We start from the raw sequence: 12,276 nt of genomic DNA on the forward strand, positions 1-12,276 counted from the left end.
CACAGAAAGTTCCGAGATCGATGAGGGCAAGGTGTGTTTTGACATCATTTTCTATGTGCGGATGAGGGATGGACTGGCAAAAATGATCATCAATCTGGAAGCGTCGCAGACAATGACGGCAGAACAAAAATTGAAGCTTATGAAACAGGAGTATGATATACCGGTAGAGAGACGCGGGATAAGAGATGGGCTGAAGATCATGTGCAATCTGAGTGAAGGCGTAGAGGAAATGGGATATGCAAAGGGCGAAGCCGCTGGAATAGCGATAGGCGAAGCACGAGGCAAGGCTGTTGGAAGGTCGGAAGAAAGAGCTGGTATTATCCTGAAAATGCATAAGAAAGGCTATTCCTTGGAGCAGATCATGGATGTAACCGAAATGAGTGAAGCTGAAATCAAGGCAATCATAGGATAAAGACATAAGCAGAACAGATAACATGTATATTTTAGTAGAAGTCCGGATATGGCAGAATTGCTGTATCCGGATTTTTGCTATATAGGAAAGTTCGTTCTATAAAGTAAAAAGCACTCTCACTAAGGCTGGCTGCTTCATTTTCTTCCTTGCATTTAGACATAAAACGTGGCATTATCATAGTTGAGTTTTAAGGAGGATAAGAAAATGCAGTTATCAGATTTTTACTATGATCTGCCTCAGGAGTTGATCGCACAGGACCCACTCTTAAAGCGTGATAATTCAAGATTAATGGTTTTAGACAGAGAAGAAGGAACCATCGAACATAAACATTTTTATGATGTAATATCATATCTGAAAGAAGGCGACTGTCTGGTTATTAATGATACAAAGGTGATTCCTGCCAGACTGATCGGTGAGAAAGAAGGAACAGGAGCAGCTATCGAGGTGCTGTTATTGAAGCGTTTGGATGATTGTACATGGGAGACGCTTGTAAAGCCGGGAAAGAAAGCCAGAGTCGGCGCAAGGATCATCTTTGGTGGCGGCAAACTGGTTGGTGAAGTCATCGATATTGTGGAAGAAGGAAACCGTATCGTTCGGTTTGAATATGAGGGAATCTTTGAGGAGATTTTGGATGAACTTGGACAAATGCCGCTTCCGCCATATATCACACATAAACTGGAAGATAAGAACCGTTATCAGACGGTCTATGCAGAGCATGAAGGTTCTGCGGCAGCACCGACAGCCGGACTTCATTTTACAAAGGAGCTTTTAGAGGAGATCAAGGCAAAAGGCATCAAGATTGCACATGTAACCCTTCATGTCGGACTTGGAACATTCCGTCCGGTAAAAGAGGACAACATTCTGGATCATCATATGCATTCAGAATTCTATGTGATCGATGAGAAAGCAGCAGAGACAATAAATGAGACAAAGAAAAATGGCGGTCGTATCATTGCAGTAGGAACGACCAGTACGAGAACATTGGAAACAGTAGCTGATGAAAACGGTATGCTTCGGGCTTGCAGCGGCTGGACAGATATCTTCATCTATCCGGGTTATAAGTTCAAAGCCATCGATGGATTGATCACGAACTTTCATCTGCCGGAATCCACGTTGCTGATGTTGGTATCAGCCCTTTACAGCCGCGAGAAGATTCTCGAAGCCTATAAGGTAGCCGTGGAAGAACGCTATCGTTTCTTCTCCTTCGGCGATGCTATGTTGATTCTGTAGGACAAAGACTCCGCCGTATATTTTATGGAAATATGCTTTGATGCCGGTTTTCAGGATCTTGATATAAATAAATGACAATACCAGTGGTATAGCAAGATTCGTTTCATTTTCTATTCGGTTCGCACGCTGATTTGTCAGCAGTCGCCCAAACTCACCCTTACGGGTTCAGACAAGGGCTTGGTGCTGACAGCTAGTGCAAACCTCATGACGAAAATTACACGAACATCTTCTATTACCACTGGTATTGTCGTTTATTTATAATATAGATGTTAGTGAAATCGGCATCAAAGCAGAAAATCTATTTTATGTGGCGGAGCCTTTTTCCTCATTGCTTTGAAAAGCTCGGACGCTGGGATGAGTTAAATTGATATTTTATATAAGGGAATTACATTAAAAATCCTGCTGCCCGGCTATGTACAAAAGACGTAAGCGAAGTTTTCGTTATGAGGTTTGCACGAATTGTCAGCACCAAGCCCATGTTTGAACCCGTAAGGGTGAGTTTGGGCGACTGCTGACTAATAAATGTGCGAACCGAATAGAAAACGTGCTTGTCTTTTGACATAGCCGGGCAGCAGGATTTTTTTGTAATTCCCTATCAGAAATGTTGATACATTCATCCCAGCGTCCGAGGATTATTTATCTCAGCCCGGCGAGATCCTGATAGAAGGTCGGGTAGGAGATATTTACGCAGTCGCTGCCAAGGATCTCTGTGTCGCCGTCGGCGTTAAGTCCGGCAATGGCAAAGCTCATGGCGATCCGGTGATCGAGATGGCTGTCGATGACAGCGCCGTGAAGCGGCTTGCCGCCATGGATGATCATGCCATCATCGGTAGCAGTAATATCTGCGCCCATAGCGGAAAGATTTCTCACCATAACATCGATCCGGTTTGATTCCTTCACCTTCAGTTCCTGTGCATCTTTGATAACGGTCTGGCCTTTTGCGAAGCATGCCATGATGGCAATGATCGGAATCTCGTCGATCAACTTCGGAATCAGAGAGCCTTGGATCACACAACCTTTTAAATCTGATGTTTGTACAGTGATATCGGCAGAAGGTTCACCAGGCTGATCCAGCCGGTCGTAGGTGATCGTACCTCCCATCATTTTTACAACCTCTAATATTCCGTCGCGGGTATTGTTGATACCCACATTCTTGATCGTGATACAGGAATCCGGTGTGATAAGTCCGGCTGCGATAAAGTAAGCCGCCGAGGAGATGTCTCCCGGGATCATGATCTTCTGACCGTATAATTTATCCGCAGGTTTTACAGTTGCGGTTGTGCCGGAGGTCTTGATATCGACACCGAAAGCATCAAACATCAGCTCCGTATGATTTCTGGATACATATGGTTCGGTTACACTGGTTTCGCCGTCGGCATACAGTCCGGCAAGAAGAATACAAGATTTGACTTGTGCCGAAGCAACCGGTGAATCGTAGTGGATGCCATGTAATGGCTTTCCGGTGATCAGAAGCGGCGCACAGTCGTTTCCGTTTTCGCTCACGATATCAGCGCCCATCAGAGAGAGCGGGGTCATGATCCGTTTCATTGGGCGGCGGCAGATCGATGCATCACCGATCACGCGGCTCTTGAAATTCTGTGCCGCAAGAATTCCGGACATCAGTCTGGTAGTTGTTCCGCTGTTACCGACATCGAGTGTTTCTTTCGGAGCCTGCAAACCATGAAGCCCTTTACCGTGAATGATAACGGTATCCCCATTGTGGTCGATCGTTACACCCATTTCGCGGAAACAGTTCATAGAAGAAATGCAGTCTGCACCGTTTAAGAATCCATGTACTTCGGTTATACCATCTGCCAGTGATCCAAGCATGATCGAACGGTGGGAGATGGATTTATCTCCGGGGATCGTAAGGGTTCCTTTTAATCCTGTTCTTCTGGAAAATATCATAATGTATTACCTGTCTGGACGCTATATCGTCCATTTCCTTTTTATGTAGTCTCATCTGTTATATAAACGGTATCCGGCATCTGCAAGAAGGTCAAATGCTTTCCGGCATGCATCCGTATCGTAGAAGGATAAACGTAGAACGCCTTCCTCGTCTTCACGATTATGGGAGATACCGAAGTTCTTCAGATTGATGCCTGCATCAGCGAGCAGTACCGTAACCTTTGCCAGAGCGCCCGGTTCATCCGGGATATCGACAAAGAGTTCATACTGCATACGGATAACACCGCTTGTATTGTTCGGGATTGAATCCCGATATTCTCTGGATGACTCAAAGAAAGCATTGATGTCTTTTGCGTCATTTCTTTCAATATCATAAATCATTTTATTTAGAAGCTCAATATATTCCTTCAATCCATTCACGATGTTCTTCGGATTGCTGAGTAGAATGTGCTCCCAGACTACCGGGTTTGAGGATGCGATTCGTGTGATATCTTTAAAACCTCCGGCTGCCAGAGATTTAAAGATTCCGTCCGGGGAATCGGCATGCCGTACCAGATTGACCAGAGATGCGGCGATCACATGCGGTACATGACTGATATAGGAAGTGATCTTATCGTGTTCATCCGGGGAATATCGGATCGGGATAGCACCCAGGTCACCGATAAATGTCATGAATTCCTCCACGCGGTCTGTCGGAGCGTCCGGAGATGGGGTGATGAAATAATAAGCATTCTCGATCAGACGGTCGGTTGCTGCATCGTAGCCGGAGCGCTCGGATCCGACCATTGGATGACCGCCGATAAAATGAGAACCAAGTCCCAGTTCCTTAACAGCATCGTAGATGTCGGATTTGACACTGCCGACATCAGACAGGATACAGGAATCAGAGATCAGTGGTTTTAAAGTTTTCAGATATTCTATATTATAATGAACCGGCGCACACAGAAAGACATAATCACAGTCTGCGATGTCGCTGATATTTGTTGTATAATGATCTAAGGTGCCATCCGCCTGCGCTTCTTTTAAGGTTACAGTGTTGACATCATAGCCGATGATCGTATAGTTTGGGAAAATACGGTGAATAGATTTTGCCACCGATCCACCGATCAGCCCAAGACCGATAAAACCAATTTTAAATGCATTCATAGCTGTTTCTCCTTTTTGAGGTTTAACGCGTTAAAGCGTGTAACAACATTATATACACATAAAATCAAAATAGCAAGAAAAACTAAAAAGGTGTACAATAGAAAACAAAGTAAAAAGACAGGAGAACAGAGCATATGGAAGAAAGAAAAACAGAAGTTGATCTCATATCAGAAAAGCCGGAACAGACAGGCTTGTTAAAATATATGTTAGAAAAAGGAATCACCCAATTCCATGTTGTAAAGCACGTAGAGGAATATCTGAAAGAACACGGATTTTCCGAGCTTAAGTTAAAGGACAAATGGCAGCTTCAGGCAGGAGCAGATTATTATGTCAGACCATACAGTTCTGTTATGATCGCATTTCATCTGCCGAAGCAGCTGCAGCATATCCGGATAGCAACCAGTCATACGGATTTTCCAATGCTGAAGTTAAAGCCGTCAGCCGATATGGAAAAAGGCGGTTATCATATGTTGAATATAGAGACATATGGCGGATTGTTAATGAAGACATGGTTTGACCGCCCACTGGGACTTGCCGGCAAGGTAGTGGTAAAAGGCAGCGATGCATTTCATCCGGAGGTACGATTATATGATTCCGAGAAGCCGGTTGCGATCATACCGAGTCTTGCGCCACATCTGAAACGTGGAGACGCAGAGACAAAATTAGATCCGCAGAAAGAACTGATCCCGGTATTTGGGCTTTGGAAGAAGGATGAACCGCATAGCTTTTTAGATGAGGTTGCAGAAAAGCTTCAGATCGATAAGGCGGACATATTAGACTATGATCTGTATTTATATAATTGCGATTCCTGCCAAATGATCGGAGACAGTGGCGTATTTACATCACCGAGAATTGATAATGTATCTTCCGTTAGTGCGATTTTGGAATCTTTGGTGCAAACCGGAAACAAGTGGAAAGAAGAAAAAGGTAAGGGAACAGAAGCTGCATTGGCAGATGAAAAAATATCGGAAGCAGATGGATCTGATATGAATCTCGACATCGGAGTATTCTTCGATAACGAGGAGATCGGAAGTTTGTCCAAACAGGGAGCAGATTCCGGACTGCTTCGGATGATAACGGAACGTATCTTAAAAGACAGCGGAGAGAGCCGTACCATACAGGAGCTGCTTCCGGAGATATTTTTGATCTCTCTTGATGTGGCACATGGAACACATCCGAATTATCAGGAGAAATCCGATCCGGTCAACCGGGTACTGCTTGGAAATGGGGTTGTCTTAAAGAGCAGCGCGTCTCAGCGATATGTGACAGACAGCGAGGCTGCTGCAGTGATTCAGGTGCTCTGTGAGGATGAAGGGATTCCGTTTCAGCGTACGGTCAATAAGACAGGAATGCCGGGTGGAACCACGCTGGGTCCGATCGTTTCATCCTATCTTCCGGTAAAGGCAGTCGATATGGGAATGCCGGTACTCGCTATGCATTCAGCATGTGAAATGGCACATTTGTCAGACTATGAGTCAATGAAACGGCTGCTTATCGCTTTTTGGTTGAAATAGAGCCATATTTATGCGATAATAGACATTAGGTATATAGAAATATAGACGGAGGTTACTTATGAAGAAGGTTTACAGAACAATACTTATATGTATGATGATCATTCTTTCAGCATTTGTACTTGCAGCCTGTGGGAAAAAGGATGCAGGAAAAAAGACGACCACCGAGAGTTCAACAGAAGCTTCTGAAGATGTAGCATCCACAGAGGATACAACAGAAGCGACGACGGAAGCACAGGTGGATGAAGAAGGATTCACGATCGTAAATGACAAGGTGACGACGACTGATTATGTAAATGTCAGAACAGCACCATCGACAGACGGAGATCCTGCGATGCAGCTTGCAGATGGTGTAGAGCTTGACCGGATCGGTTATAACGATGAGTGGAGCAAGGTATCGATCAAGGGTGAGACCTATTATGTTTATTCGGAATTTGTAAAGGCAGAAGGAGCAGCATCCAGTGGTGATGACAGCAGCACAGAAGAATCAACACAGGAGACAAGCAATGTTGGCGAAGGCAAGCTGATCTGTATTGATGCAGGTCATCAGGCAACGCCGAATACGGATACAGAGCCGGTAGGTCCCGGTGCGGAAGATAAGAAAGTAAAAGTCTCAGCCGGTAATACAGGTGTTACAACCGGTACAGAGGAATATGAACTGAATCTTGAGGTAGCGTTAAAGCTTCAGAGTGCATTAGAGGCAAGAGGATATACTGTGAAGATGATCCGTACATCCAATGATGTCGATATCAGTAACGCTGCAAGAGCAGAACTTGCAAACAGTGATAAGGCAGATGCATTTATAAGAATCCATGCAAATGGTTCTACAGATACAAATGCGAGCGGTGTTATGACAGTATGCCAGACTAAGGATAATCCATACAATGCAGATATCTATGATTCCTGTAAACGGTTGTCTGCCGATGTATTAAGCGGAATGGCTGCAGCAACAGGGGCAAACAGCGAAGGTGTCTGGGAGACAGATTCCATGAGTGGAATTAACTGGTGTAAGGTTCCGGTTACGATCGTTGAGATCGGTTATATGACAAATTCAGAAGAAGACCAGAAGCTTGTAACATCAGATTATCAGAATCTGCTTGCAAAAGGAATTGCAGATGGTATAGATGCATATTTTGCAGGTGAGTGATCTGTAACAGATAATGAGATGATTTTTCGAAGACATTGAGTGAGTTATACTTGCGATATATGTAAGAAGATACAAAAGATATTTATAAAAATACAGGAGGACAAGACATGGAAGCATTAGAATGTATTAAGACAAGAAGATCGGTAAGAAAATTCAAAGAGGATATCATTCCGGATGAAGTGATCCGTGAGTTAGTAGAACTTGCATCCTATTCACCATCCTGGAAGAATACACAGACAATTCGTTACATCAGTGTTTCTGATCCGGAGAAGATCAAGAAGATCGCAGAAGAGGGTGTAATGGGATTCGCATTAAATGAGAAGACAGTTTCCAGAGCACATCAGTTGATGGTTGTAACACAGAAGAACGGTATCTGTGGATATGAGAGAGATGGAAGCTTCAGTACAAGCAAAGGTGCCGGATGGGAGATGTTCGATGCCGGTATCGCAGCCCAGACATTCTGTCTTGCAGCACATGAGAAGGGAATCGGAACGGTTATCCTTGGAGTATTTGATGATAAGAAAGTTGGAGAGATCGTAGGTGTGCCGGAAGGACAGACAGTTGCCACTGTTATCGCAATGGGATATCCGGTATTTGCACCGGAGATGCCGCCAAGAAAATCAGTTGACGATCTATTAACGATCCAATAAGAACTGTTTTATCCATTGTGTAATGAATATTGACAGAGGGCGGATTTTGAAGAATCGAAGGTCTGACAGAACAGCCCACAAAATGAATAATGTCTCGAAAGAGAAAAAATATACTGCACTTTAGTATAGATGATATGGTCTGCTAAGGTGCAGTTTTGTTGTAGAAGGTGATTTTTTTCATGGTTTTGACAAAAGCAGATACATTAGATTATTTGAAAAACAGAATAACAAAATCGAGAATTGAAGACCTTATGATCGTGACCGGGAAAATGTATGGGGAGAACCGGAAACAGATCCTTGCCGATATTCAGTCACAGTTTAAAGGACAGACGATCGTTGTTCGAAGCTCCTGTTCCAATGAAGATTCCTCCGAGACATCAAATGCGGGTCATTATGACAGTATATTGGATGTCGACGCTGATGATCGCGATGCTGTATGTCATGCGGTTGAGACAGTATTTGATTCTTATAAAAAAGATCTATCAGATATCAGAAATGAACAGGTGTTGATCCAGACGCAGACGAAATCTATCATCAGCAGCGGAGTTATCTTCTCCAGAGAGATCAAATCAGGAAGACTGTATTATGCAATCTCATATGATGAAGATTCGACAGATGCGGTAACCAGTGGAAGCGGAGGAAAGACGATCTATATTGCAAGGACAGCAGAGAGTTCATCTCTCCCGGAACGCTGGGGTGTTCTGATCACAGCCATGAGGGAATTAGAAGACATCTTTCCGGAGTATCCACTCGATGTGGAATTTGCAGTTGGAGCAGATCTGACAGTTACGATCTTTCAGGTGCGTCCGCTTGCGGCCTGTATTAAGAAACTGGAAAAGCCGTCTGACTACAAAGAAGACAGAGCAAAGAATGATCGTATATTTGGAGAATTGATAAACAAGACAAAACAGCAGTATCAAAAACTCAGTGATCTGTTGTATGAGAAACAGGCAATTTTATCCGATATGGCATTCTGGAATCCGGCTGAGATCATAGGAGTGAATCCGCATCCGCTTGATTTCTCCCTTTACAGAGAGATCATAACGAAGGCTGCCTGGAATCAGGGACTTACCACGATCGGATATCGTGTGGTGGATGGAGATCTGATGTATAAGATTGGTAATAAACCATATATATCATTGCGGAAGTCATTTCTGTGTCTGATGCCTGAGGACTTGGATGCAGATATGGTGAAGAAGCTTCTTGCGTTTTACGACCGGAAGATATTATCGGATATAACGGCACATGATAAAATAGAATTTGAAATCGTATTTTCCAATTATGATTTTACAACGGAGGATCGGTTGCAGGAATTATTAGAATATGGATTCACGAAAGGCGAGATTCAGGATTTGTCGAATAGCCTGTTTCGTCTGACGGATCGTGCAATCTGTAATTTCAGGCAGAACCGGATGCAGGATATCCGTTCCTTAAACGGACTGAAGGTGCATCGGGAAAATATCAGGAATAACTGGCTGATGGCAGCAAAAGATGTGAATACTTCCATCCGTTATTTTATAGAATTGATCGAGAGTATCAAACAGTACGGAACACCGAAATTTGCAAGACAGGCAAGACTTGCATTTATCTCAAAGGCTCTTTGCAGGTCGCTTAGTGCAAAGGGATATTTTACGAGCCGTGAGATTGATGACTTTATGATGTCAATCTACACAGTAGCATCGGAGTACGATTCGGATTTTCAGGATTTTGCAGAAGGGCGGATTACCAGAGCTGCATTTGATGAGAAATACGGGCATCTTCGTTCCGGCACTTACGATATCACCTGTGAGACATATGAGGAACGGGATTTTGACAGCTCCAAGGCAAGCGAGGCAGCAAAGAAGCAGAGACAGAGAATTGAGCGGTTAAAGCATACGCCATTAGATCCGGAGAAGGTAGAACAGGCACTTTCCGATATCGGCTTTGGTGTTGATGCAAAGAAATTTGTGGAATTCTTAAAAGATTCCATGGAAGAACGGGAATATTTTAAATTTGAATTTACGAAATCCTTAAGTCTGGCGATCGATATTCTGATCAATATTGGAGAAATGTTGAATTTTTCAAAAGAAGATATGGCATATCTCACAGTAGATGATATAATTGCAGTGTATCATAAACCAGAAACGGAGATCCGAAGGATATGGGAACAGGTGATCGCAGAGAACCGGAAGGCATATACAGATGCTTCCGATATGATTCTGCCGGATGTGATCTGCAATAAGCAGCAGTTAGAATATATCGAGATGGTAGAGGCTAGACCGAATTTCATCACTTCGGAGATCGTTGCCGGAGCAGTTGTCGTATTGGAGGATGAGGAATCAAAGCGCGAGGATGCCGGAGCGGTTGATGTTGCAGATAAGATCGTAGTGATCCCGAAAGCAGATCCCGGATATGACTGGATATTTGCAAAAGGAATCCGGGGCTTTATTACGAAGTATGGTGGTGTCGCATCGCACATGGCAATCCGATGTGCGGAATTCAATATTCCGGCGGCTATTGGATGTGGTGACGTTATTTATAATTATGTAACAGGACTTGACAAACTGACACTTGATTGTAAAAATGGAAAGATACTGAAGGAGGAATAGGCGTATGCTTCACGCACTGATAACACAACGCGAAGGTCAGAATATGTATGGAAAATCCACGGATGTTCTGGAAGCTGCCTATACAGAATTTTATGAAAGCATGGGAATAAGACTTCATCCGGTGTCAAATTTCACCAGAGATTTTGAAGCCTTATTTGAAGATCCGATTGACGTACTGATCGTAACGGGTGGCGGTACGCTTCACCCGAAATATTATGTAGAACCGCATAAGGCAGAGCTGCAACCACATCGGGATGCGATGGAGGAACGGCTCATTATGTACTGTGTGGAGAATGAGATACCGATTATTGGAGTATGCAGAGGCATGCAGCATCTGAATGCATTATTTGGAGGAAAGATATCTTATTCTGCACCGTTTGTAGTGCCAAGACCGCGAGGTGTTGACCATATGGCAAAAATCTGTAATTCGGATCGATATATAAAGATAAATAATTTTCACAGTGATTGTGTATATCTGGAAAACCTTTCAACAATGTTTTATCCGTTGGTTGTAGATGAAGAAAATGGATCGGTTGAGGCATTTGTGTCACCAACCATGAGTATTCTTGCGTTTCAGTGGCACCCGGAGCGGTATTTTGAAAGTGAAGAAGGAAGGCTTTTCAGCAGACATCTGATCCAGGATTTCTTAGGTATTCCAAGAGATGATAAGAAACCGGATCTATAAATAAAATCCTATAAAGCCATAGTTGGAGGAAGTAATAGACATGGAAAAAGGAAAAGCAAAACAACTGCTTGATAAGATGCAGGTATTGATCGAGGACGGACAGAATGTTCCATTTGCAGCAGGGAAGGTTCTTGTAAATAAAGAAGAAATGCTGGAAATGATAGAAGATCTGAAAAAGACGATAGATATAGAATTAAAAGCGTATCATGAGATTACGGATAAGCGTGGCAAGATCATAAAGGATGCGAATAAAGAAGCCGAGGACATCATCGTAGAGGCAGAAGAATCCGCAAGCCGGATTCGTATGAGCAAGCCGAATCCACTCTATGTCCAGAGACAGGTAAAGGATCTGAATAAGAAAGATAAGATGGCACTTCGGACAGCAAATGAGATCTATGCGGCATCAATCATTTATACGAATGAGATGCTTATGGAGATCAATGAATCGGTACGACAGGCATATAATATGATCAGTGAGGAAACCGATCGTGTATTGGATTCTCTCAGACAGAAATCTGATGTCATCGAGCAGAATAAGCGTGAGCTGATGGATGGACTGCTGGATATGAAGAAGCAGGAACGTTATGCCGATATCTTAGAGATCAGTCAGCTTCTTGCAAATGAATTGTATTACGAGAAGAACCGGTTTGAGGAAGAAGAACAGAAGAAGCAGGCAGAAGAAAATGAGATGGTTCAGTGGGAATTTGACTTTGAAGACAAGAAGGAAGATCCGATCAAGGTAAAACCATCCAGACAGCCGGTGAAGCATCATGATGATATTCTACACGATGAGGTTGTGGATTCAGCATTTGAGATTGCAGATGAATTAAAGGAAGAAAAGAAAAAGTCATTATTTGAGGATCGGACACCTGTGCCGTTAGAGGAATCAATTACGGATGCAGGGGTTGCGGGAAAGGCAGCAGAAGGGGCTCCTAAGAAGATTCCGGAGTTCAGGATCGGTGGAAACATCCATAAGAACCTTGACAATGAACTTTAAAA

At 43.5% G+C, this 12,276-nt stretch carries 9 protein-coding genes and 1 pseudogene; 8 read left to right on the forward strand and 2 right to left on the reverse strand.

Annotated features, from left to right (window positions below):
- A pseudogene (locus tag DWW43_RS05225) lies at positions 1-412 on the forward strand (hypothetical protein); the annotation flags it as partial.
- A 204-nt stretch (positions 413-616) separates the two neighbouring features.
- Positions 617-1,642, forward strand: coding sequence for a tRNA preQ1(34) S-adenosylmethionine ribosyltransferase-isomerase QueA (gene queA / locus DWW43_RS05230; protein WP_044945243.1), 1,026 nt, complete (start codon positions 617-619; stop codon positions 1,640-1,642).
- Positions 1,643-2,278: 636 nt separating this feature from the next.
- Here queA and aroA read toward each other — a convergent pair.
- Positions 2,279-3,550, reverse strand: coding sequence for a 3-phosphoshikimate 1-carboxyvinyltransferase (gene aroA, locus DWW43_RS05235; RefSeq protein WP_119962927.1), 1,272 nt, complete (start codon positions 3,548-3,550; stop codon positions 2,279-2,281).
- A 51-nt stretch (positions 3,551-3,601) separates the two neighbouring features.
- Entirely contained in the window at positions 3,602-4,696 is a 1,095-nt protein-coding gene (locus DWW43_RS05240) for a prephenate dehydrogenase (protein ID WP_119962928.1), read from the reverse strand.
- 134 nt (positions 4,697-4,830) lie between these two features.
- On the opposite strand from DWW43_RS05240, the gene DWW43_RS05245 reads away from it, so the two are divergent.
- The 6 genes from DWW43_RS05245 (at position 4,831) to DWW43_RS05270 (ending at position 12,274) form a co-directional block, all read left to right on the forward strand.
- Positions 4,831-6,210 carry a M18 family aminopeptidase gene (locus DWW43_RS05245; RefSeq protein ID WP_119962929.1) on the forward strand — a complete coding sequence of 460 codons (1,380 nt, stop codon included), beginning with the start codon at positions 4,831-4,833 and terminating at the stop codon, positions 6,208-6,210.
- A 58-nt stretch (positions 6,211-6,268) separates the two neighbouring features.
- Positions 6,269-7,354, forward strand: a complete 1,086-nt coding sequence (locus DWW43_RS05250) for an N-acetylmuramoyl-L-alanine amidase (RefSeq protein WP_119962930.1) — start codon at positions 6,269-6,271, stop codon at positions 7,352-7,354.
- A gap of 107 nt (positions 7,355-7,461) precedes the next feature.
- Positions 7,462-8,004: a nitroreductase family protein gene (locus DWW43_RS05255; protein WP_008401292.1), complete on the forward strand. Its 543-nt coding sequence runs from the start codon at positions 7,462-7,464 to the stop codon at positions 8,002-8,004.
- Positions 8,005-8,183: 179 nt separating this feature from the next.
- The gene (locus DWW43_RS05260; RefSeq protein ID WP_119962931.1) at positions 8,184-10,592 is read left to right on the forward strand and encodes a PEP-utilizing enzyme; all 2,409 of its coding nucleotides are present in this window, start codon (positions 8,184-8,186) and stop codon (positions 10,590-10,592) included.
- 4 nt (positions 10,593-10,596) lie between these two features.
- Positions 10,597-11,277: a gamma-glutamyl-gamma-aminobutyrate hydrolase family protein gene (locus DWW43_RS05265; protein ID WP_008401294.1), complete on the forward strand. Its 681-nt coding sequence runs from the start codon at positions 10,597-10,599 to the stop codon at positions 11,275-11,277.
- 40 nt (positions 11,278-11,317) lie between these two features.
- Positions 11,318-12,274: a hypothetical protein gene (locus DWW43_RS05270; protein WP_119962932.1), complete on the forward strand. Its 957-nt coding sequence runs from the start codon at positions 11,318-11,320 to the stop codon at positions 12,272-12,274.
- Positions 12,275-12,276 lie beyond the last annotated feature (2 nt).

Origin of the sequence: Clostridium sp. AF15-41 (assembly GCF_003604095.1) — a bacterium.
GTDB lineage: Bacteria > Bacillota > Clostridia > Lachnospirales > Lachnospiraceae > Coprococcus.

Coding starts and splice junctions, on each gene's coding strand:
- queA (WP_044945243.1), top strand. CDS start 617: ATGCAGTTATCAGATTTTTACTATGATCTGCCTCAGGAGTTGATCGCA.
- aroA (WP_119962927.1), bottom strand. CDS start 3,550: ATGATATTTTCCAGAAGAACAGGATTAAAAGGAACCCTTACGATCCCC.
- DWW43_RS05240 (WP_119962928.1), bottom strand. CDS start 4,696: ATGAATGCATTTAAAATTGGTTTTATCGGTCTTGGGCTGATCGGTGGA.
- DWW43_RS05245 (WP_119962929.1), top strand. CDS start 4,831: ATGGAAGAAAGAAAAACAGAAGTTGATCTCATATCAGAAAAGCCGGAA.
- DWW43_RS05250 (WP_119962930.1), top strand. CDS start 6,269: ATGAAGAAGGTTTACAGAACAATACTTATATGTATGATGATCATTCTT.
- DWW43_RS05255 (WP_008401292.1), top strand. CDS start 7,462: ATGGAAGCATTAGAATGTATTAAGACAAGAAGATCGGTAAGAAAATTC.
- DWW43_RS05260 (WP_119962931.1), top strand. CDS start 8,184: ATGGTTTTGACAAAAGCAGATACATTAGATTATTTGAAAAACAGAATA.
- DWW43_RS05265 (WP_008401294.1), top strand. CDS start 10,597: ATGCTTCACGCACTGATAACACAACGCGAAGGTCAGAATATGTATGGA.
- DWW43_RS05270 (WP_119962932.1), top strand. CDS start 11,318: ATGGAAAAAGGAAAAGCAAAACAACTGCTTGATAAGATGCAGGTATTG.